The organism is Streptomyces sp. NPDC007189 (assembly GCF_040703635.1).
Classification (GTDB): Bacteria; Actinomycetota; Actinomycetes; order Streptomycetales; family Streptomycetaceae; genus Streptomyces.
Genome location: NZ_JBEYEY010000003.1, coordinates 349,812 through 371,040 on the forward strand (window position 1 = coordinate 349,812; position 21,229 = coordinate 371,040).

17 protein-coding genes and 1 pseudogene are annotated in these 21,229 nt (G+C 72.3%); 15 read left to right on the forward strand and 3 right to left on the reverse strand.

The window, feature by feature from the left end; all coding sequences use genetic code 11:
- Nucleotides 1-574: 574 nt before the first annotated feature.
- Nucleotides 575-1,483: pseudogene (locus AB0950_RS07685) on the reverse strand (ROK family protein); the annotation flags it as partial.
- Between the two features lie 222 nt (nucleotides 1,484-1,705).
- Here AB0950_RS07685 and AB0950_RS07690 point away from each other — a divergent pair.
- The 5 genes from AB0950_RS07690 to AB0950_RS07710 all read left to right on the forward strand — a co-directional run bounded on the left by AB0950_RS07690 (nucleotide 1,706) and on the right by AB0950_RS07710 (nucleotide 8,329).
- Nucleotides 1,706-3,022 carry a sugar ABC transporter substrate-binding protein gene (locus AB0950_RS07690; protein WP_366778061.1) on the forward strand — a complete coding sequence of 439 codons (1,317 nt, stop codon included), beginning with the start codon at nucleotides 1,706-1,708 and terminating at the stop codon, nucleotides 3,020-3,022.
- Nucleotides 3,023-3,030: 8 nt separating this feature from the next.
- On the forward strand, nucleotides 3,031-4,017 hold the full coding sequence (locus AB0950_RS07695) for a sugar ABC transporter permease (RefSeq protein ID WP_360157213.1): 987 nt from the start codon (nucleotides 3,031-3,033) through the stop codon (nucleotides 4,015-4,017).
- Between the two features lie 16 nt (nucleotides 4,018-4,033).
- Nucleotides 4,034-4,873 carry a carbohydrate ABC transporter permease gene (locus AB0950_RS07700; protein WP_360157210.1) on the forward strand — a complete coding sequence of 280 codons (840 nt, stop codon included), beginning with the start codon at nucleotides 4,034-4,036 and terminating at the stop codon, nucleotides 4,871-4,873.
- Between the two features lie 38 nt (nucleotides 4,874-4,911).
- The gene (locus AB0950_RS07705) at nucleotides 4,912-6,276 is read left to right on the forward strand and encodes a GH1 family beta-glucosidase (RefSeq protein ID WP_360157107.1); all 1,365 of its coding nucleotides are present in this window, start codon (nucleotides 4,912-4,914) and stop codon (nucleotides 6,274-6,276) included.
- 175 nt (nucleotides 6,277-6,451) lie between these two features.
- The gene (locus tag AB0950_RS07710) at nucleotides 6,452-8,329 is read left to right on the forward strand and encodes a discoidin domain-containing protein (RefSeq protein ID WP_366778062.1); all 1,878 of its coding nucleotides are present in this window, start codon (nucleotides 6,452-6,454) and stop codon (nucleotides 8,327-8,329) included.
- A gap of 112 nt (nucleotides 8,330-8,441) precedes the next feature.
- Here the strand turns inward: AB0950_RS07710 and AB0950_RS07715 are convergent, their stop codons facing one another.
- On the reverse strand, nucleotides 8,442-9,356 hold the full coding sequence (locus AB0950_RS07715) for a YceI family protein (protein WP_366778063.1): 915 nt from the start codon (nucleotides 9,354-9,356) through the stop codon (nucleotides 8,442-8,444).
- A 623-nt stretch (nucleotides 9,357-9,979) separates the two neighbouring features.
- Between AB0950_RS07715 and AB0950_RS07720 the strand changes: the two genes are divergently transcribed.
- From AB0950_RS07720 to AB0950_RS07740, 5 genes are all read left to right on the forward strand, one after another.
- Nucleotides 9,980-11,803: an adenylyl cyclase gene (locus AB0950_RS07720; RefSeq protein ID WP_366778064.1), complete on the forward strand. Its 1,824-nt coding sequence runs from the start codon at nucleotides 9,980-9,982 to the stop codon at nucleotides 11,801-11,803.
- Nucleotides 11,804-12,102: 299 nt separating this feature from the next.
- Entirely contained in the window at nucleotides 12,103-12,453 is a 351-nt protein-coding gene (locus AB0950_RS07725; protein WP_366778065.1) for an amidase, read from the forward strand.
- A gap of 75 nt (nucleotides 12,454-12,528) precedes the next feature.
- The gene (locus AB0950_RS07730; RefSeq protein ID WP_366778066.1) at nucleotides 12,529-13,167 is read left to right on the forward strand and encodes a hypothetical protein; all 639 of its coding nucleotides are present in this window, start codon (nucleotides 12,529-12,531) and stop codon (nucleotides 13,165-13,167) included.
- Between the two features lie 34 nt (nucleotides 13,168-13,201).
- Nucleotides 13,202-13,915 (forward strand): YcnI family protein, encoded by a 714-nt coding sequence (locus AB0950_RS07735; RefSeq protein WP_366778067.1) that lies wholly within the window; start codon nucleotides 13,202-13,204, stop codon nucleotides 13,913-13,915.
- Between the two features lie 212 nt (nucleotides 13,916-14,127).
- Nucleotides 14,128-15,225, forward strand: a complete 1,098-nt coding sequence (locus AB0950_RS07740; RefSeq protein ID WP_366778068.1) for a protein kinase family protein — start codon at nucleotides 14,128-14,130, stop codon at nucleotides 15,223-15,225.
- A gap of 109 nt (nucleotides 15,226-15,334) precedes the next feature.
- On the opposite strand, the gene AB0950_RS07745 is transcribed toward AB0950_RS07740, so the two are convergent.
- Nucleotides 15,335-16,117, reverse strand: coding sequence for a CDP-alcohol phosphatidyltransferase family protein (locus tag AB0950_RS07745; RefSeq protein WP_366778069.1), 783 nt, complete (start codon nucleotides 16,115-16,117; stop codon nucleotides 15,335-15,337).
- A 107-nt stretch (nucleotides 16,118-16,224) separates the two neighbouring features.
- Between AB0950_RS07745 and AB0950_RS07750 the strand changes: the two genes are divergently transcribed.
- From AB0950_RS07750 to AB0950_RS07770, 5 genes are all read left to right on the forward strand, one after another.
- Nucleotides 16,225-17,214: a zinc-binding alcohol dehydrogenase gene (locus AB0950_RS07750; protein WP_361988084.1), complete on the forward strand. Its 990-nt coding sequence runs from the start codon at nucleotides 16,225-16,227 to the stop codon at nucleotides 17,212-17,214.
- A gap of 111 nt (nucleotides 17,215-17,325) precedes the next feature.
- The gene (locus tag AB0950_RS07755) at nucleotides 17,326-17,724 is read left to right on the forward strand and encodes a 6-carboxytetrahydropterin synthase (protein WP_360157077.1); all 399 of its coding nucleotides are present in this window, start codon (nucleotides 17,326-17,328) and stop codon (nucleotides 17,722-17,724) included.
- Entirely contained in the window at nucleotides 17,721-18,902 is a 1,182-nt protein-coding gene (locus AB0950_RS07760; protein ID WP_360574307.1) for a glycosyltransferase family 4 protein, read from the forward strand. Before AB0950_RS07755 ends, AB0950_RS07760 begins: the two co-directional genes overlap by 4 nt.
- Nucleotides 18,899-19,906, forward strand: a complete 1,008-nt coding sequence (locus AB0950_RS07765) for a class I SAM-dependent methyltransferase (protein ID WP_360574306.1) — start codon at nucleotides 18,899-18,901, stop codon at nucleotides 19,904-19,906. The genes AB0950_RS07760 and AB0950_RS07765 overlap by 4 nt, the downstream gene beginning before the upstream one ends.
- Nucleotides 19,903-21,229 (forward strand): lysylphosphatidylglycerol synthase transmembrane domain-containing protein (locus tag AB0950_RS07770; RefSeq protein ID WP_366778070.1); only part of this gene is annotated, 1,327 nt, incomplete at its 3' end. The genes AB0950_RS07765 and AB0950_RS07770, both read left to right, overlap by 4 nt.

Genomic DNA, 21,229 nt, shown 5'->3' on the forward strand with positions numbered 1-21,229 from the left:
AGACGGCGATCGCACCGGGCGCCCGGCTACCGACACGGCTGAGGGCGCCCCGGCCGCCGTCGTGGCTTGCGGTTCCGTTCAGGTCGGCCCCTCGGCCGCCGTCGTGGCTTGCGGTTCCGTTCAGGTCGGCCCCTCGGCCGCCGTCGTGGCTTGCGGTGCCGGTCAGCTCGCCGGCCCGGCCGCCACCGCCGCTCCCGGTGCCGGTCAGCTCGGCCCCCCGCGCGCCATCGCGGCTTGCAGTGCCGGTCAGTTCGCCGGCCCGGCCGCCGTCGAGGCTAGCGGTGTGGCTCAGCTCGGCGCCCTGGCCGCCACCGCCGCTCCCAGTGCCGGTCAGTTCGCCGGCCCGGCCACCGTCGAGGCTCGCGCTGCCGCTCAGCTCGTCGGCCCGGCCGCCACCGTCGCTCGCGGTGCCGCTCAGTCCGGCCCCCCGGCCGCCACAGCCGCCCCCGACGGCCGCCCCCTTCCGGCCCCGCCCCCCGGCACCGACCGCCGCACCCGTCCACCCCGGGTTCCGGCCGTCCCCGGGACCGGTCGTTTCCGCCGACGCGCCGTTCAACCCGCCCCCGTCGCCCCGCGCCGCCGCCAGCAGTTCGGTCAGGGCCTGTTCCTCCCCGGCGCCTTCCGACGGGCGGCCGCCCGCCTCGCGCCAGCGGGCGACCAGGGCCGATGCGCCCGCGTACGCCTCCAGGCAGCCGAGCGCACCGCAGCGGCAGCGGCGCCCTGCGACCCGTACCGTCAGATGCCCCCACTCCACCGCCCGCCCCCGTGCCGCCTCCTCGGTGACCACGCACGCGCCGACGCCCGAGCCGAACAGCACCACCACGGCGTTGCGGGCCCCGCGTCCGCCGCCGAACCACATCTCCGCCTGTCCTGCCGCCTTGGCACCGTTGTCGATGAAGTACGGGACCTGCGCCGGGAGTTCGCCGGTGGCGCGCAGCAGCCGCTCCAGCGGGACGGCGTCCCAGCCGACCGTCTGCCCGTGCACGACCGCGCCGCGCGGCCCGCCGTCCTCGACGATGCCGGGCACGCCGACGCCGACGCCGAGCAGGTCGCCGGGGGCGAGCCCGGCCGTCCGGAGCACGTCCGCGATGCCGTCGGCGACATGACCGACGACGGCGTCGACGTCGTACCCGAGCGGTCCCAACGGCCGTTCCGAGCGGGCGAGTTCCGCGAGGCCGAGGTCGAGCAGCTCCACCCGCACCCGGGTCTCGCCGACGTCCACCCCGATCAGCCGCCCGCTGTCCGGCCGTATCCGCAGCAGCCGGCGCGGGCGGCCCGCGTCCGCGCCGATCACGCCCGCCTCCTCCACCAGTCCGTCGGCGAGCAGCCCGGTCACGACGTTGCTGACGGAGCCCGAACTCAGACCGGTCGCCGGACCCAGCGCGTGCCGGCTCATCGGCCCGTCGAGATACAACCGTTGCAGAACGGCGCCCCGGCTCTCCCGCCGCAGGTCACGTACCGTACGGCCGCCCACCGCTGCCACCTGGCCTCCCCGGTTTCCGGCATTTCTGCGCGCTTTTCCGGCCCGTTCGGCGGTTTGCCGCTGCCGGATCCCTTGACGAGCGTTTCTCTTGAGGTTTAACTCACGTCCTAAATTAAGCCATGAGGGGCTTCGGCGGCCGAACGGGTCCCACGGGTCCGACCCGTGCCGGTCTCCGTCAGCACCCTCGGGGTTCTCGACCCCCGGAAAGGGACACCAGGAGCCATGCGCAGCATCCGAGCCGCGGCCACAGGCGCCGTCACCCTGTCTCTCGTCCTCGCGGCCACGGCCTGCGGAGGCGGCTCGTCCAGCGGCGGCGGGTCCAACGACTCGCCGAAGACGCTGACGTACTGGGCCTCCAACCAGGGCGCCAGTGTCGCCGTCGACAAGCAGGTCCTCCAGCCCGAACTCGACAAGTTCCAGAAGCAGACCGGGATCAAGGTGAAACTGGAGGTCGTGCCCTGGTCCGACCTGCTCAACCGGATCCTCACCGCGACCACCTCGGGTCAGGGCCCGGACGTGCTGAACATCGGCAACACCTGGAGCGCCTCGCTGCAGGCGACCGGCGCGCTGCTGCCGTGGGACGCCAAGAACTTCGACAAGATCGGCGGCAGGGACCGGTTCGTGGACTCCGCGCTCGGCTCGACCGGCGTGACGGGCAAGGACCCGGCCGCGGTCCCGCTGTACTCGATGGCGTACGCCCTCTACTACAACAAGAAGATCTTCGCCGACGCCGGGATCAGCAAGCCGCCGGCCACCTGGGACGAACTGGTCGCCGACGGCAAGAAGATCAAGGCCAAGGGCAAGTCCCCGCTCGGCGCCGAGGGCTCGAACCTGTCGGAGAACATCCACCACGTCTTCGTCTTCGCCAAGCAGCGCGGCGCCGACTTCTTCACCGCCGACGGCAAGCCCGACTTCACCAACCCGAAGGTGGTCGACGCGGTGAAGGCCTACGTCGACCTGATGGCGAAGGACAAGGTCATACCGACCGGCGACGCCGAGTACGCGCAGAACCAGTCCGTCAGCGACTTCGCCAAGGGCAAGCAGGCCATGCTGCTGTGGCAGTCGGCCGCCGCCAACCTCAAGTCCCAGGGCATGAGCGAGGACGCCTACGGCATCGCGCCCGTCCCCGTGATCTCCGGCGCGCCCGGCACCGGCACCCAGGTCAACTCGATGGTCGCCGGCATCAACCTCGCCGTCTTCAAGAACACCCACAACCTCGACGGCGCCACGAAGTTCGTGAAGTTCATGACCTCCGACGAGGAGCAGAAGACCCTCAACAAGGCCTACAGCTCCATCCCGCCGGTGAAGTCCGCCCAGCAGGACCCCGCGTTCGGCGCTTCCGCGAACGCCGTGCTGAAGACCACCCTCGCCACCAGCGCGGCCGCCCTGCCGCAGGTCCCGTCCGAGTCGCAGTTCGAGACGGCGGTCGGTACGGCCGTCAAGGACCTGTTCGCCGACGCCGCCGCCGGACGCGCCGTCACCACCGACACGGTCAAGGCCGCGCTGAACAAGGCCCAGCAGCAGATGCCGGCGGCGTGAGCGAGACGATGACGACCACCGCCTTCAAGGAGCCGGTGACGCAGGCACCGTCCGGCGCGGCGCGCGAACCCCGCCGCCGCGCCGGACGGCTCCGCCGCGTCTCGCTGCCGTACCTGCTGCTCCTGCCCGCGCTGCTGCTCGAACTCCTCGTCCATCTCGTGCCGATGGTCATCGGCATCGTGATGAGCTTCAAGGAGCTCACCCAGTTCTACATCCGCGACTGGGGCACCGCCCCCTGGTCCGGACTCGGCAACTACAAGGTGTCGGTGGACTTCGACGCGCCCGTCGGTCAGGCCCTGCTGCACTCCTTCTTCGTCACCGTCGGCTTCACCCTGCTCTCCGTCGGCCTGTGCTGGCTGATCGGCACCGCCGCCGCGCTCTTCATGCAGGACACCTTCCGCGGCCGCGGCCTGCTGCGCGCGCTGTTCCTGGTGCCGTACGCGCTGCCCGTCTACGCGGCCGTCATCACCTGGGTGTTCATGTTCCAGCACGACAACGGCCTGGTGAACCACGTCCTGCACGACCAGCTGCACCTCACCGGCAAGCCGTCCTTCTGGCTCATCGGCGACAACAGCTTCTACGCCCTGCTGACCGTCTCGGTGTGGAAGGGCTGGCCGTTCGCCTTCCTCATCGTGATGGCCGGACTGCAGAACATCCCGCGCGAGCTGTACGAGGCCGCCGCGCTGGACGGCGCCGGGATGTGGCAGCAGATCCGCCGCATCACCCTGCCGTCCCTGCGCCCGGTCAACCAGGTGCTGGTCCTCGTCCTCTTCCTGTGGACCTTCAACGACTTCAACACCCCGTACGTGCTGTTCGGAAGGTCCGCCCCCGAGGCCGCCGACCTCATCTCGGTCCACATCTACCAGGCGTCCTTCGTCACCTGGAACTTCGGCACCGGCTCCGCCATGTCCGTCCTGCTGCTGCTCTTCCTGCTCGTCGTGACGGGCGCGTACCTGCTGTTCACCTCGCGCGGACGGAGGGCCGCCGATGTCTAGGGCCGTCAACTCCCCGATGGCGCCGCCGCGTTCCTTCCTGTGGTCCCGCCGGATCTTCCTCACCCTGCTCACCGGGTTCGTGCTGCTCCCGGTGTACGTGATGGTCTCCAGCTCGCTGAAGCCGCTCGCGGACGTCACCGGCAAGTTCCGCTGGCTGCCGAGCGGGCTGACCATCCGGCCGTACATCGACATCTGGTCGACGGTCCCGCTGGCCAGGTACTTCATGAACTCGCTGATCGTGGCGGGCGCGGCGACGGTCTGCTCGGTGGTCATCGCGGTGTTCGCGGCGTACGCGGTCAGCCGCTACGACTTCCGGGGCAAGCGCGTCTTCACGGTGACGGTGCTGTCGACGCAGATGTTCCCCGGCATCCTGTTCCTCCTTCCGCTGTTCCTGATCTACGTCAACATCGGCAACGCCACCGGCATCGCCCTGTTCGGTTCCCGCGGCGGTCTGATCCTCACCTATCTGACCTTCTCGCTCCCCTTCTCCATCTGGATGCTCATCGGGTACTTCGACTCGGTGCCGCGCGACCTGGACGAGGCGGCGCTGGTGGACGGCTGCGGCCCGCTCGGCGCGCTGCTGAGGATCGTCGTACCCGCCGCGATCCCCGGCATCGTCGCGGTCGCCGTCTACGCCTTCATGACGGCGTGGGGCGAAGTCCTCTTCGCGTCCGTGATGACCAACGACACCACCCGCACCCTCGCCGTCGGCCTCCAGGGCTACTCCACCCTCAACAACGTCTACTGGAACCAGATCATGGCCGCCTCGCTGGTCGTCAGCGTCCCCGTGGTCGCCGGCTTCCTCCTCCTGCAGCGCTATCTCGTCGCCGGTCTGACGGCGGGCGCCGTCAAGTGACCCGAGTGACCAACACCCCTGATCCCGAAGGGACTTCCGTGTCCGAACCCATCGACCTCGCCGCACTCCCGCACGACTTCCTGTGGGGCACGGCCACCGCGGCGTACCAGATCGAGGGAGCCGTCGCCGAGGACGGCCGCTCGCCCTCGATCTGGGACACCTTCTCCCACACCCCCGGGAAGATCGCGAACGGCGACACCGGCGACGTCGCCTGCGACCACTACCACCGCTGGCGCGAGGACATCGCCCTGATGCGCCGGCTGGGCGTCAACGCCTACCGCATGTCGGTGGCCTGGCCACGCGTGATCCCCGGCGGCACGGGCCAGGTCAACCCCAAGGGCCTCGACTTCTACGACGAGGTGGTGGACGCCCTGCTGGAGGCCGGCATCACCCCGTCCGTCACCCTCTACCACTGGGACCTGCCGCAGGTGCTCCAGGACCGCGGCGGCTGGCCCGAACGCGACACCGCCCACGCGCTCGCCGAGTACGCCTCGGCCGTCGCCGCCCGCCTCGGCGACCGCGTCAAGCTCTGGGCCACCCTCAACGAGCCCAGCTGCTCGGCCTGGATCGGCCACCTGGAGGGCACGATGGCCCCCGGCTGGACGGACCTCACGGCCGCCGTACGCGCCTCGGTCCACTTGCTGCTGGGCCACGGCCTCGCCACCCAGGCCATCCGCGCCGCCGCCCCCGACGCCCAGGTCGGCATCGTCAACAACCTCTCCACCGTGCACCCGGCCACCGACCGCCCCGAGGACCTCGCGGCCGCCCACCGCCACGACGGCCACGTCAATCGCTGGTGGCTCGACCCGGTGCACGGCCGGGGCTTCCCGGCCGACATGGTCGAGACGTACGGCGTGGAACTGCCGTTGCTGGACGGCGACCTGGAGACGATCGCGACCCCGCTGGACTGGCTGGGCCTGAACTACTACTTCCCGGCGTACGTCGCCGACGCCCCCGACGCCCCGGCGCCGTACGTCCGCGCGGTCCGCCGCGAGGGCGTCCCGCGCACCGGCATGGACTGGGAGATCGACGCGAGCGGCATCGAGACCCTGCTGCTGCGGCTGACGGAGGAGTACGGCGCCCGCCGGATCTACGTCACCGAGAACGGCTCCGCCTTCCCCGACGTGGTCCGCCCCGACGGCAGCGTGGACGACCCCGAACGCCAGGACTACCTGGAGCGCCACCTGGCCGCCTGCGCCTCGGCCGCCCGCAGGGGCGCCCCGCTGGCCGGCTACTTCGCCTGGTCCCTGCTGGACAACTTCGAGTGGGCGTACGGCTACGACAAGCGCTTCGGCCTGGTCCACGTCGACTACCGCACCCAGCTCCGCACCATCAAGGGCACCGGCCACCGGTACGCGGACATCGTCCGCGTCCACCGGGGGCAGACCCGCCGGGCGGCGTGAGCCGGGTCCGCCGGGCGGGCTGAGCCGGCACCGCCCGGCGGCCGAAGCCGGGCCCGGCTCCGGCCGGCGGGCACGGGAGGGGAGCCCGTGCCCGCCGGCCCCCGAACACTCCTGAACCCTCGAATGTCATGCGCACGACATATTAACGGCACCTCCACCCCACGAGGAGACCCGCATGTCATCCCCTCGCATCCCCCGCACCCTGCTCGCCACCCTCGCCGCCACGGCCCTGCTGTGCACCGGCCCCCTCCTGACCGCGCCCGCCTCCGCAGCCCCCGCCGCCGTCAGCTGGGACACCGACCGCGCGGCCTCCGCCTACGCGGTGAACCCCGCCGCCGTCACCGCCTCCGGCAGCGAGAACGCCGGCACCGCACCCGGCCTCGCCTTCGACGGCAACGGCTCCACCCGCTGGTCCAGCAACTTCGCCGACAACGCCTGGATCGAGATCGACCTCGGTTCGGCGATCCGCATCGACCACGTCGTCCTGGACTGGGAGGCCGCCTACGGCAAGCGCTACGTCCTGGAGGTGTCGAAGAACGGCACCGACTGGACGCCCTTCTACACCGAGACGGCCGGCACCGGCGGCTCGGTCACCGCGCACACGTACCCGCAGGACGTGGTGGGCCGCTACGTACGGATGCGCGGCGTCGAACGTGCCACCCCCTACGGCTACTCCCTGTGGAACTTCAAGGTCTACGGCGGCGAACCCGCGCCCGCCTCCACGACCCGCACCAACCTCGCCCTGCACCACCCCGCCTTCTCGAACTACTACCAGGACGCGGGCCATTCACCGGCCTACGTCACCGACGGCGGCTGGCCGGCCGACCTCAAGGGGGACACGAGCCGCTGGTCGAGCGACTGGAACACGGACCGCTGGGTGTCGGTGGACCTCGGCGCACAGTCGACCGTCGACAGCGTGGACCTGTACTGGGAGTCGGCGTACGCGGTCGACTACCTGCTGCAGGTGTCGTCCGACAACCGCACCTGGCAGACGGTCTACGAACCGTCGTCGGCGGACGTCGCCGCCCGCCGGGCCAACGTCGCCTCCCCCTCCGACGCGGCGGGTCTGCACGACACCGTCAAGCTGCCCTCCCCGGTGACCGCGCGCTACGTCCGCGTGCTCGGCAAGGAGCGGCGCTCCTTCTACAACCCGGCGCCTGCCACCGCCCAGTTCGGCTACTCGCTCTACGAGTTCCAGGTGTGGGGCACCGGCGGCAGCGCGTCCGCCGCCTATCCGGCCCTGCCGGCCGACCAGTCCGGCACCTACCGCACCACGTTCTTCGACGACTTCACCGGCGCCGCACTCGACCGCTCCAAGTGGCGGGTGGTGCGCACCGGCACAGAGATGGGCCCGGTCAACGGGGAGTCGCAGGCGTACGTCGACTCACCGGACAACATCCGTGTCGCGAACGGCGAGCTGATGCTGCACGCCAAGTACTGCAAGGGCTGCACCCAGGCCGGCGGCGGCACCTACGACTTCACCTCGGGCCGCATCGACACCCACACCCACGCCGACTTCACCTACGGCCGGGTCAGCGCCCGCATGAAACTCCCGGTCGGCGACGGCTTCTGGCCCGCCTTCTGGCTGCTGGGCTCCAACGTGGACGACACCTCCGTGTCCTGGCCGGCCTCCGGCGAGACCGACATCATGGAGAACATCGGCTACCCGGACTGGACCAGCACCGCCCTGCACGGCCCCGGCTACTCGGCCGACGGCAACATCGGCGCCCGCCAGACGTACGCGAACGGCGGCACGGCGGACCAGTGGCACACCTACGCGGTCGAATGGACCCCGACGGCCATGCGCTTCTACGTCGACGACCGCCTGGTCCAGGAGACCACCCGCAACGTCCTGGAGTCGACGCGCGGCCAGTGGGTCTACGACCACAACCAGTACGTCATCCTCAACCTGGCCCTGGGCGGCGCGTACCCGGCCGGCTGGAACAAGGCCACGAGCCCCTACTGGGGACTCCCGCAGTCCAGCGTCGACAAGATCGCGGCCGGGGGAGTGCAGGCGGAGGTGGACTGGGTGCGGGTGGAGCAGAAGGGCTGAGGGACCGGCAGGGGACTCGCCGGTGCTCGGCGCCCGGCGCAGCCCCTCCCGAGGGACTTCCCGCACCGGATCCGGCGCCCGGGCCGGATCCGGTGCGGGGGCGGCATCTCGGCTACTCCGGGGGCCTGGGAGTTTCGGGGGTTCGGTACATCGCCTGGACGTCCAGCTCCAGTTGCACGGTCGGGCCGACGACCGCGATGCCGCGGGCCAGCATCGAGCGCCAGTTGAGGGTGAAGTCCTCGCGGTGCAGTTCCGTCTTGGCCAGCGCCGCGCAGCGGAGTTCCTGCTCGTAACCGCCGTTCACCGTACCGAGGTACGTCGTGTCCAGGCCCACGGAGCGGCTGGTGCCGTGCATGGTGAGCGTGCCGTGCAGCGTCCACTTGGAGCCGCCGCGGTAGACGAACCGGGTGCTGGTGAAGTCGATGTACGGATAGCGCTCGACGTCCAGGAAGTCCGCGGAACGAAGGTGGTTGTCACGGGTCTTGTTGCCCGTGGCGATGCTGGAGGCGTCGATGCGCACCGACACCTGGGAGTCGGCCATGTCCGGCGCGATGTGGATGCCGCCGTCGAAGCGGGTGAAGCGGCCGTGTACGTGGGCCATGCCCACGTGCTTGGCGATGAACCGGATCGCGGTGTGCGGCGGGTCGAACAACCAGGTGCCGGGCGCCGGGAGTTCCAGCTGACGCGCGGGCAGCAGCGCGATGCGCGCCGGTGGGAGGACGACTCCGGCGGTTATGTCGACACTCTCACGGGCCGGTGTCAGTCCCTCTGCCGCGGCCATCACGCTGTAGGAGCCCGGAGGCAGCGTCGCCATGAACAAGCCGTACGGATCGGTGGTTCCGCGGGTGACGACCCGATGGCTGTCCAACGCGGTCACCGTCATCTCGGCGCCGCCCATGGGCTGACCCATGGGATCCACGACCTCGCAGCCGTAGGCGCCCGCGCCGGTCGGCAGGGGTACCAAGACGCCCGGCGCGGCACCGGAAGCTTGGCGGGAACGCCGACGTCGGAGCAGTCCGAGGGCCATGCTGTTCACCTTTCTTCGCATGTGTCACTACGGCGAGGCGCGCGCAATTGCCGGCGTGCGGGGGCGCCAAGACCCATCCAAGACTGGTTGCAGACGCGATGAGATCAACTATTCAACGATCATAGGACAGGTCGTGAGGCGTCCTTCTTCGATCAGACGTACGTGCGGCAAGCTCATGCAATGTGCACAACCACGTGAGACGCCGTATTTGCGGGCCGCGCCGTGACTTCTCGGCCCCGGTGCTTTGCAGCCACGCTGTGGCGAAGAACACCTGAGGCGCCGCGCCTTTCACGCGCGGCTCCCCGTTCCCTCACGGGCCTCACACATTCGGTGCGCGGCACAACTGCGCAGGCGTGTGGAGCGGAAGGCGCCGACCGAGGGGAGCGGTTTCTGCCCGGGCGGGTGAGGTGCGGGGTCGTCGACCAACCGTCTGGCGCCTTCCGAACGGTCGGGACCCCGTCCCGCCCGCGCGACAACTCGACATGGGGGGTGCCCTGTTATTGGTGCAGACCTATTGACGCTGCATACCGGCGGTGATTCACTCCGTGGCTGAGAGCGCTCTCTCGCGGTTGGGGACCAGCCGCGGTCCCGATTGCCCACCATGTTCAGGGAGAGCCGTGTCCGTGATTCCCTCTCGTCGTGCCGTGCTCCGCGGGGCGGCGGCCGCTGCCGCGGCGGTGCCGCTGGCCGGCGCCACCGCAGGAGCCGCTTTCGCGTCGTCCCCCGCCTCCGCCGCCGGCTCGGGCGACCACGGCGCCGCCGGCCATGCCACGGGCGGTCTGGGGCCGAACGTCCTGGTCTTCGACCCGTCGATGGGCGACGCGGCGATCCAGGCGCAGATCGACGCCGTGTTCGCCGTCCAGGAGTCCAACCAGTTCGGCACCGAGCGGTACGCCCTCGCGTTCAAGCCGGGCACGTACAACGTCGAGATCAACGTCGGCTTCTACACGCACGTCCTGGGGCTCGGCGCCAGCCCCGAGGACGTCGTGATCAACGGTCATGTGACCGTCGACGCCCAGTGGTTCGGCGGCAACGGCACCCAGGACTTCTGGCGGGCCGCCGAGAACCTGACCATCGTCCCGCCGGACGGGCTGGAGCGCTGGGCCGTCGCCCAGGCCGGACCGATGCGCCGCGTCCACGTCAAGGGCAACATGATCCTCATGCCGAGCCCGCCCGGCAACGGCTGGTCCAGCGGCGGCTTCCTCGCCGACAGCGTGGTGGACGGCCAGATCAACTCCGGCTCGCAGCAGCAGTGGCTGTCGCGCAACGACACCATCGGCAGCTGGACCGGCGCCAACTGGAACATGGTCTTCGTCGGCGTCCAGGGCGCACCCGCCACGTCCTTCCCGACCCCGCCCTACACGACCGTCGACCGCACCCCGGTGGTCCGGGAGAAGCCGTTCCTGACCGTGGACCGACGCGGGGCCTACCACGTCTTCGTGCCCGCGCTGCGCCGCAACAGCACCGGCACCTCCTGGGCCGGCGGCCCGGCCGCCGGCCACAGCATCCCGCTGACCGAGTTCCACGTCGCCCGGCCGGGCGACTCCGCCGCGAGCATCAACGCGGCGCTCGCCCGCGGCGAGCACCTCCTGCTCACCCCGGGCATCTACCCGCTGTCCGCACCGCTGCGGGTCTCCCGGCCCGGCACCGTCGTGCTCGGCCTCGGCCTGGCCACCCTCCAAGCGGTCAAGGGCAACGCGCTCATCGAGGTCGCCGACATCGGTGACGTGTCCGTAGCCGGCGTGATCCTCGAGGCCGCCTCCGCACACTCCCCCGTGCTGCTGCGCGTCGGCGACGGCCACAGCCGCAAGAACCACGCGCACCGGCCCACCGCCCTCTTCGACATCTTCCCGCGCATCGGCGGCGCCGTCCCCGGCGGCACGGAGGTCAGCGTCCAGATCGACAGCAACGACGTGATCGTCGACCACGTCTGGGCCTGGCGCGCCGACCACGGCCTCGACGGCACGGTGGGCTGGTCGGTCAACCCCGCGGGCGTCGGCTTCCTCGTCAACGGCGACCGGGTCACCACCTACGGCCTGTTCGTCGAGCACCACCAGAACTACGAGGTGCTCTGGAACGGCAACCAGGGCCGCACCTACTTCTTCCAGAACGAGCACCCGTACGACGTCCCGACGCAGTCGGCCTGGAAGCACGGCAGCACCAACGGCTTCGCCGCCTACAAGGTCGGCGACCACGTCACCGAGCACCACGCGTGGGGCCTGGGCAGCTACGCCTACTTCAACCTCAACGCGAACATCTACACCGACCGCGCCTACGAGGTCCCCGACACCCCCGGCGTCGTCTTCACCTCGCTGATGACGGTCTGCCTCAACGGCGCGGGCGGCGGCGGCATCCTGCACTGCGTCAACAACGCGGGCGACCCCGTCGAGAACGGTTTCGGCACGTACAACATGAAGTCGTACTCGAACGGTGTCGGCATGGTCTGACCTGCTCCACAGGCGCCTACAGGGCGCGCTCCGCCCACGCAGTCTCGCCGGGCCCAGCGTCGGCACGGGCACTCCATGTCGCCCAGGGCCTCGACGAGGAGGAGGCCCCACCCGCCGTCGCGCGGGTCGCCCTCCGAGCTGTCGGTCATGGGCTCGGCGTGTCGTCACACGATCCGGTGATGCATGCACACCCGGGCACGGGCGGCTCAGGCGGCTCGTTCGACGGTGTGACGGGAAGTTGACGAGGGAGAACCGGTGATACCCGGGGGGGAGGGGAGGTGGCGAGGGCGTGTACTCCCATGCCGCGTCCTCGTACAGCCTCCGCTCGACCTCGTGCTCGTCCGCGAGGGTCACGGTCCCAGGGCTGCGAACCGGCCGACTGGGGCTGCTTCGCCCTCGAGTGCGAGCACCGGGGCAAGACCCTCCTCGACGCGGTCACCAGTACCGTCGCCGAGATCCGTCGCGAGCACGGCCTGGTGATGAACGGCATGGGCATCGAGAAACCCCAGGAGTGGCTCGGCGACGACAAGAACGGCCATGGTGCGCACATCGTGGGACACCTGCTGCTCATGGCCGTGCACCGAGCCTCGCTGCTGCGGTATCGGCGCAAGGATCTGGTCCGTCTGCTCGACGCGACGGGGGTGGAGTAGGCGGGCCTGCCGGCGTGGCGGTGAACGGCGCATCGGTGCCGTACGTATCACCCGTCCGTGGGAGGATCCCTCACCATGAGCGCGTCCCCGGTGCTGAGAGCTCTGCGTGCCGCGGTGTTCGCTGCCGTGTGCGTGCTGCTCGCCGCCGCCGGGCATGGGCTCGCCATGGGCGACATGCCGCCGCTGTGGGCCGACGCGGCCGCCTTCGCCGCTGTGCTCGCTCTTGGCTGGCTCCTCGGCGGCCGGGAGCGCTCGTTGCCCGGCATCGGCGTGGCCATGCTGCTGGTCCAGGCGGGCCTGCACCTCGGCTTCGACGCCGCCCACGGCAGCACGGGGATCGTGGGCGCCCCGCCCACAGCCTCCATGTCCGGTGACGCCATGGCCTCCATGCCCGCGATGCACCTCCACGCGGCTTCCCACGCCACCGCCCACTCCCACCTCACCAGCCACGCCACCGCCGCCCACCTCCTCGCGGCGCTCGTGGCCTCCTGGTGGCTGTGGCGGGGTGAGGCCGCGCTGTGGTCGTTGCTGCGGCGGGCCGGGACGCTGGTGCCCGGACTCGCAGCCTGGTGGCGGGACACCCCGCTGCCCGCGCCCGCCGGTGCCGCCCCGCGTGTCCCGGCCGACCCCGAACCGCCCCGGCTGACCCTGCTGCGGCACGCCGTCAGCAGACGCGGGCCACCCGCCCCGATCCCGTACTCACTCCGACCCTGAACGACACGTCACACGTACGGAGATCGACTCACCCATGTCCGCATCACGTCTCACCGCGCGCCGCGCCGGCGCCGTCGCCGCCCTCGCCGCCACCACGGTCCTGCTCGCCGCCGGTGCCGCCTCCGCGCATGTCACCGTCCACCCCGAGAGCTACGCCAAGGGAGCCACCGACGGTGTGCTGACCTTCCGCGTGCCCAACGAGGAGGACAGTGCCTCCACCACCAAGGTGCAGGTCTTCCTGCCCACCGACCACCCCGTCCTCGGCGTGCTCGTGCACCCGCAGGACGGCTGGACCGCCAAGGTCACCACCACCAAGCTCAAGACGCCGGTCAAGACCGACGACGGCACCATCACCGAGGCCGCCTCCGAGATCACCTTCAGCGGCGGGAAGATCGGCGCCGGGCAGTACGAGGACTTCAACGTCGCCTTCGGTCAACTGCCTGACGACACCGGCACGTTGGTGTTCAAGACCCTGCAGACCTACTCCGACGGCAAGGTCGTGCGCTGGATCGAGGAGCCGGCCGGCGGCGACGACGAGCCGGAGAACCCGGCGCCGGTGCTGAGGCTCACCGCCGGTGACACTCCCTCCGCGCCTGCCAAGACCGCCACCGCCACCGCCGGCGCCAAGGCGGCCGACGCCAGTGACTCCACCGCCCGTGGGCTCGGCATCGCCGGTCTGGTCGTCGGTGTCCTCGGCCTCGCGGCCGGCGCCTTCGCCGTCGTACGGAGTCGGTCGGGGCGGTCGTAACGGTATGGCGACATAGAGACCTGTCGACAGCACGCTAGGGCGGCATCGTCAGGTCATGACGCGCCCATGTGCGCCCATGGGGGAGGGGCCGGACCGGCGACCATCTGCGCTGGGTCCCGGCCCTTGCCCTGCCGAAAACGGCTTGCGCCCGCCCGAGTCGTGGTCAGGATGGGCGCGTGCAGAGCCGTGCGAGTGCGATCGAAGGTGCGCCGATGGACCCGACCGAGTCAGGGCCTGCCGAGCGGGTGTCCGCCCACGCCGCCGTAGGGGCTCGGCTGGCGCTGTTCAGTGACCGTCGGCTGCGGGACGCGGTGGCCGCCGCGCCGGTGCTCGGGTCCGGTGTCGGCGGGCGGTCGGCCGAGATGGAGGTCGAGGGCGTACCGGTCTTCGTCAAACGCGTGCCGCTCACGGACCTCGAGCTGGCCGCGGATCATGTCCGGTCGACCGCCAACCTCTTCGAGCTGCCCCTCTTCTACCAGTACGGCGTGGGCTCCTCGGGCTTCGGCGCCTGGCGGGAGCTGGCCGCGCATCTGATGACCACCGGCTGGGTGCTGAGGAACGAGTACGCGGGTTTTCCGCTGCTGCATCACTGGCGGGTCCTGCCGGACAGCCCGCCGGCCGGCTTCGCCGACGCGCTCGGCGGGGTCGAGGGCGCCGTCGCGCACTGGGACGGGTCACCGGCCGTGCGCAGGCGGCTGGAGGCCATCGGCAAGGCCTCGTACAGCCTGGTTCTGTTTCTGGAGCATGTGCCACGTACGCTCGCCGCCTGGCTCCGCGACGCCCGGGGTGCGGGCGGATCCCGGCAGCCGGGGCACGGAGACGGCCCGTCGCCGTACCGGTGGGTGGAGGACGCGCTGGTGCGGGGCACGCAGTTCATGAGCGGCCGCGGGCTGGTGCACTTCGACGCGCACTTCGACAACCTGCTCACCGACGGCCGGCAGGTGTACTTCGCGGACTTCGGGCTCGCCCTGAGCCGGGACTTCGAACTGTCGGTGCGGGAGCGGGAGTTCCTTGCCGACCATCTGGTCTACGACCGGTCCTACGCCCCCACTCACCTGCTGCGGCATCATCTCCCAGACGATGTGCGGGGCGGGGTCGAACCCGGCGCGTTTCTGCGCGCTTGGGCTGCGGGGCGCCGGCCCGGCGGTGTTCCGTCCGGGCTCGCCTCGGTCCTCGACCGGCATGCGCCGCACGCGATCGTCCTCGACGACTTTCACCATCGGCTGCTCACGCGGAGCAAGCGGACTCCGTTCCCCGCCGCCGAGGTCCGGCGGGCACTGGGGGCCGCCGTGCCTGCGCCGGCGCGCTGAGGGCTCGCCGCGGACCTGCGCCGGGGCACTGAGCCCTCGCCCCCGCCGCTCGGGGTCTGAGCCCTCGCTCCGCCCCTCGCGCGGTTCAGAGCACATCCGGTACCCACCCTCACCTCGCCGCCAGCTCCACCAGCCGCGGTTCCGCAGCCTCCGGCTCTGCTGCTCCCGGTGCCGCCGTCGTACGTCGGGAGGTGCGCCACAGCCACAGCACGTCCCGGCCGAAGGACCACAGCAACGAGCCCAGGGCGAGGAGCACGATGGTGAGGTTCGCCAGGTGGGGGAGGAGGTCGGCGCCCGCCAGGAGCAGGGCTATGCCCTGGATCGCCGCGACCGTCTTGCGGGCGAAGGACGGCGGCAGCGGGGCGTTCAGCCAGGGGGCGAGCCGGGCCGCGGCGGCGAAGGCGTAGCGCATGCCGCCGATCACCAGCACCCACGGGCCCAGCTGGGTGGACACGTACACGCTCAGCACCAGGATCAGGAACGCGTCGACCTCCATGTCGAAGCGCGCGCCGAGCGCGGTCGACGTGCCGGTGCGGCGGGCCACCTTGCCGTCGACGCCGTCCAGGAGCAGGGCGACCGCGGTCAGGGCGACCAGCAGGGTCACCGGCGGAGCGCTCTCGAAGGAGTCCGCGACCAGGGCCGTCACCCCGCCCACCAGGGTGGCCCGGCCGAGCGTGACACGGTTGGCGGGGCCGAAGGAGCGCAGGCAGGAGCGGTGCAGGGCGCGGCCCAGGACCGCCCAGGTGGCGAACGCGAACGCCAGGCCCGTCAGCCAGCCGGCCGGCCCCATGCCTATCGCCGTGCCGAGCAGAGCCAGCAGCAGGAGCTGTACGCCCGCTCCGACAGCGGTCTCCTGCTGGGGCCTCGCGTCATACGTGTTGTTCAGGGCCACCGCACACCCTCCGGCCGAGTGACAGAGTCGATCAACGCCGCGTACTGTGCGCGGCCTGTGCACTTCTCGGTACGTGAACAACTTCCCTACTGTTCAGGAGGATGCCGATGAACCGCTCGGCCCGCGCGTTCTGGCTCCGCTCACCGGGCCGCGGTGAGCTGCGCGACATCACGCTCGCGGAGCCCGGCGAGGACGAGGTCGTGGTGCGCGCCCTGTACTCCGGGGTCAGCCGCGGCACGGAGACGCTGGTCTTCCGCGGCGGGGTTCCGGAGAGCCAACACGCCGTGATGCGGGCGCCGTTCCAGGAGGGCGACTTCCCGGCCCCGGTGAAGTACGGCTACCTCAGCGTCGGCGAGGTGGAAGAGGGGCCGGCCGACCTCGTCGGGCGGACCGTGTTCTGCCTGTATCCGCATCAGACCCGTTACGCCGTTCCGGTGAACGCCGTGACCGTCGTCCCGGACACGGTTCCCGCGGCGCGGGCCGTGCTCGCCGGGACCGTGGAGACGGCCGTGAACGCCCTGTGGGACGCCGCGCCGCTGATCGGCGACCGGATCGCGGTGGTCGGCGGCGGCATGGTCGGCTGCTCGGTGGCCGCCCTGCTGGCCCGCTTCCCGGGCGTACGGCTGCAGCTCGTCGACGCCGACCCCGCCCGCGCCGAGACGGCCGAGGCGCTCGGCGTGGACTTCGCCACGCCCGACGGCGCCCTCGGCGCCTGCGACCTCGTCGTGCACGCCAGCGCCACGGAGGCCGGTCTCACTCGCGCCCTGCAACTCCTCGCCCCTGAGGGTACGGTGGTGGAACTGAGCTGGTACGGCGACCGGCGCGTCACCCTGCCGCTCGGCGAGGCCTTCCACTCCCGGCGGCTGACGGTGCGCAGCAGCCAGGTCGGCACCGTCTCCCCGGCCGCCCGGGCCGGACGCGGTTACGCCGAACGGATGGCGCTCGCCCTGGACCTGCTCGCCGACCCGGCACTGGACGCGCTCATCACCGGGGAGAGCGCTTTCGAACAACTCCCGGACCTCATGCCCAAGCTCGCCTCGGGGGAGATCCCCGCCCTGTGCCACCGGATCCGGTACGCCGAGACGGGCCTGACCTGAGAAAAGAGTGAGAGAGAGCTGAACACGGGGAACCGAAGAGCCGTACTACACGGCATCCCCCGACGGGTAAGGGCAGGGGGACCAGACGCGTCGTACCTGGAGGGTCGTCCGTTGTTCAGCATCACCGTCCGCGATCACATCATGATCGCCCACAGCTTCCGCGGCGAGGTGTTCGGGCCCGCGCAGCGTCTGCACGGTGCCACGTTCCTCGTGGACGCCACCTTCCGCCGCGAGCAGCTGGACGAGGACAACATCGTGGTCGACATCGGCCTGGCCACGCAGGAACTGCGCCTGATCACCGCGGAGCTGAACTACCGCAACCTCGACGACGAACCCGAGTTCGCCGGCGTCAACACCTCCACCGAGTTCCTCGCCAAGGTCATCGCCGACCGGCTCGCCGAACGCATCCACAAGGGCGCCCTCGGCGAGGGCGCCAAGGGCCTCGCGGGCATCACCGTCACCCTGCACGAGTCGCACATCGCCTGGGCGAGTTACGAGCGTGGCCTGTGACCGGGGCGACCACGCGGCGGGCCCGGCTGTCGTACGTCCCGGCCCAGCCCATCACCGCCGAGAAGGCCGGAATCATCCCCATGTCCCTTCGCACGGTGCACTTCGTCGTGCCGGGCGGCGTCGACGACCCGGCCGCGCCCAGCGGCGGCAACGCCTACGACCGCCGGGTCTGCCTGGACCTGCCCGGCTTCGGCTGGCAGGTCACCCGGCATGCCGCGCCCGGCGCCTGGCCGCGCCCCGACCAGGCCGCCCGCGACCACCTCGCCCGCACCCTGAACGACCTGCCGGACGACGCGGTGGTGCTGCTGGACGGGCTCGTCGCCTGCGGCGTCCCGGACATCGTCACCCCGCACGCCGACCGGCTGCGCCTGGCCGTGCTCGTCCACCTCCCGCTCGCCGACGAGACGGGCCTCGACCCGGCCGTCGCCGCCGACCTCGACGCCCGCGAGCGTGCCGTGCTGCGCGCCGCGCCCGCCGTCGTCGCCACCAGCGACTGGGCCGTACGGCGGCTCGTCTCCCACCACGGACTGGCCCCCGAACGGGTGCACGTCGCCGCGCCCGGCGCCGACATCGCGCCCCTCGCACCCGGCACCGACGGCGTCTCCCGGCTGCTGTGCGTGGCCGCCGTCACCCCGCGCAAGGGCCAGCACCGGCTCGTGGAGGCCCTCGCCGCGGTCCGGGACCTGCCGTGGACCTGCGAACTCGTCGGCGGACTCGGCCACGACCCCGAGTACGTGGCCCACTTGCGGGAACGGATCGCCCGGCACGGCCTGACCGACCGCCTGCACCTGACCGGCCCGCGCTCCGGCGCCGACCTCGACGCCACGTACGCCGCCGCCGACCTGATGGTCCTCACCTCCTACGCCGAGACCTACGGCATGGCGGTCACCGAGGCCCTGGCCCGCGGCATCCCGGTCCTCGCCACCGACGTCGGCGGAGTGCCGGAGGCGGTCGGCCGCGCCCCCGACGGCGGGGTGCCCGGCATCCTCGTCCCGCCGGAGGACCCGGCCGCGCTCGCCGCCGAACTGCGCGGCTGGTTCAGCGAACCCGACGTACGCCGCCGGCTCAAGGCCGCCGCCCGCGGCCGCCGCGCCGCGCTCGACGGCTGGGCCGCCACCGCCCGCAGCCTCGCCGGCGTCCTCACCCGCCTCCCCGAAGCCCCGAGGAGGGCGGCATGACCACGCCGGAGACCACGACACACGGCACCCCGCCCCTCCCGGCGCCCCAGGGCACAGCGGCGAACGGTGCCGGGGAGCCGGGCGTGGGTCCGTCCGTCGTCGCCGGGGCCGGGCCCGTCGAGCGGCTGGGGGAGCGGGCCACCGTACGGCTGCGGGAGGGCGAGCCGGAGGAGCCGCCCCGGTACGCGCCCGAATGGCTGCGGTTGCGGGAAGGGGCCGACGCGGCCGCCCGCGCCGAGGAGTTGCTGGACCCGCTGCGGGCCCGGCTGGCCGGCAGCGCACGCCACGGCGGCGCGCAGGCCGTGCACGACCTGGGCTGCGGCACCGGCTCGATGGGCCGCTGGCTCGCGCCCCGCCTGGCCGGCGCCCAGCACTGGATCCTGCACGACCGCGACCCCTACCTGCTGCACTTCGCCGCCGCGGGCTCTCCGCGCTCCGCCGCCGACGGCAGCAGCGTCACCGTGGAGACCCGGCGCGGCGACATCGCCCGGCTGACACCGGACGCGCTGGCCGGGGCGTCACTGGTCACCGCCTCCGCGCTGCTCGACGTGCTCACCCGCGAGGAGATCGTCACCCTCGCCGACGCCTGCGCCGGGGCCGGCTGTCCCGCGCTGCTCACGCTGTCCGTCGCCGGCCGGGTCGAACTCACCCCGGACGACCCCCTGGACAAGGACATCGCCGAGGCGTTCAACGCCCATCAGCGGCGCAACGGCATGCTCGGACCGGACGCGGTCACCGTGGCGTGCGAGGCGTTCGCCGCGCGCGGGGCCGCCGTACGGGTGCATCCGAGCCCGTGGCGGCTCGGCCCCGAGGAGTCCGCGCTGACCGAGCAGTGGCTGCGCGGCTGGGTGGGCGCGGCCGTGGAGCAACGGCCCGAACTGCGCGAGCGTGCGGAGCGGTATCTGCGGGACCGGCTCGCCGCCTGTGCCGCCGGTGAACTGCGGGTCGTGGTCCACCACAGCGACCTGCTGGCCCTGCCCCGGCCGACGGGCGGAGCGTCATGAACACCGAGACCGAGGGCCACGCGCGCGTGGGCGGCATGGAGGCGGCGCACGCGCGCGTGCGTGACGGCGGCCCCGCCGAGGCGTGTGTGTACGGCGCCGGCACCCTTCACGCGCGCGTGCCGGACACCGGTGCGGTGCAGGCGATCTGCGAGACCGGTACCGGGCGTCCGCATCCGCCGCACTCGCTCGAGCGACCGCTCCGGCCGTCGTCGCCTCCCCCCGCACAACCCTCGACAACCAAGCGTCCCGCTCTCCACGCGCTGCGCGCGCACTTCGGCACCCTCGCCGGTGCCGTCATCCTCGGGGCCCTGCTGTGGCGGCTGGGCACGGGCGTGCTCGTGGACGGGTTGCGGCGGATCGACGCCGGGACGGTGCTGGCCGCGCTGGGAATCGGCGCGGTCACCACCGTCCTCAGCGCCTGGCGCTGGCAGTTGGTGGCCCGCGGCCTGACCATCCGGCTGCCGCTGGGCCCCGCCGTCGCCGACTACTACCGGGCGCTGTTCCTGAACGCCGCGCTGCCCGGCGGGATCCTGGGCGATGTGCACCGGGCGGTCCGGCACGGACAGAGCGCCGGGGACCTGCGGCGCGGCGTGAAGGCCGTCGTACTGGAACGCGTCGCCGGGCAGCTCGCGCTGGCCGTGCTCGCCGTGGCGGTGCTGCCGACTCTGCCCTCCCCGGTCCGCGCCCAGGCCCGCGACTTCGCCCCCCTGGCGGCCCTCGCCGTGGCCGGAGCGCTCGCCGTCGGCCTCGCCGTACGGATGAACCGGGCGCCGTCCCGCCGGACCGGCGGCCTGCGCGCCGCGCTCGGCGAGGCGCGCCGGGGCCTGTTCTCCCGCCGCGGCGGACCGGGCATCGCGCTGTCCTCCGCCGTCGTACTGGCCGGGCACCTGGCGATGTTCGTCGTGGCCGCCCGGGTCGCCGGCTCCGCCGCCTCCGTCGCGCAGCTGGTTCCGCTCGCGGTCCTCGCCCTGGTCGCCATGGGCCTGCCGCTGAACGTCGGCGGCTTCGGCCCCCGCGAGGGCGTCACCGCCTGGGCGTTCGGCGCCGCGGGGCTCGGCGCGAGCACCGGAGTCGCCGTCGCCGTGGTGTACGGCGTGCTGAGCTTCGTGGCGAGCCTGCCCGGGGTGGTCGTCCTCGCCGCGCGCTGGTACACCGGCCTCCGCGCACCGACCACCTCGCCGACCGCCACCCAGCCCACCCACGCGGACACCGCCCCTGCCGCCCACGCGGACACCGCCCCTGCCGCTCGCGTGGACTTGGCCTCTGCCGGCCGGGCGGACGGTCCTCGGGCCACCCCGGCGGACAGGGCCCCTGCCGCTCCCG

Bases quoted from the DNA above. Each gene is read 5' to 3' on its own strand.
- AB0950_RS07715 (WP_366778063.1), bottom strand. From the start codon at position 9,356: ATGGCCCTCGGACTGCTCCGACGTCGGCGTTCCCGCCAAGCTTCCGGT.
- AB0950_RS07710 (WP_366778062.1), top strand. From the start codon at position 6,452: ATGTCATCCCCTCGCATCCCCCGCACCCTGCTCGCCACCCTCGCCGCC.
- AB0950_RS07750 (WP_361988084.1), top strand. From the start codon at position 16,225: ATGAACCGCTCGGCCCGCGCGTTCTGGCTCCGCTCACCGGGCCGCGGT.
- AB0950_RS07725 (WP_366778065.1), top strand. From the start codon at position 12,103: ATGCCGCGTCCTCGTACAGCCTCCGCTCGACCTCGTGCTCGTCCGCGA.
- AB0950_RS07730 (WP_366778066.1), top strand. From the start codon at position 12,529: ATGAGCGCGTCCCCGGTGCTGAGAGCTCTGCGTGCCGCGGTGTTCGCT.
- AB0950_RS07735 (WP_366778067.1), top strand. From the start codon at position 13,202: ATGTCCGCATCACGTCTCACCGCGCGCCGCGCCGGCGCCGTCGCCGCC.
- AB0950_RS07740 (WP_366778068.1), top strand. From the start codon at position 14,128: ATGGACCCGACCGAGTCAGGGCCTGCCGAGCGGGTGTCCGCCCACGCC.
- AB0950_RS07765 (WP_360574306.1), top strand. From the start codon at position 18,899: ATGACCACGCCGGAGACCACGACACACGGCACCCCGCCCCTCCCGGCG.
- AB0950_RS07690 (WP_366778061.1), top strand. From the start codon at position 1,706: ATGCGCAGCATCCGAGCCGCGGCCACAGGCGCCGTCACCCTGTCTCTC.
- AB0950_RS07695 (WP_360157213.1), top strand. From the start codon at position 3,031: ATGACGACCACCGCCTTCAAGGAGCCGGTGACGCAGGCACCGTCCGGC.
- AB0950_RS07700 (WP_360157210.1), top strand. From the start codon at position 4,034: ATGGCGCCGCCGCGTTCCTTCCTGTGGTCCCGCCGGATCTTCCTCACC.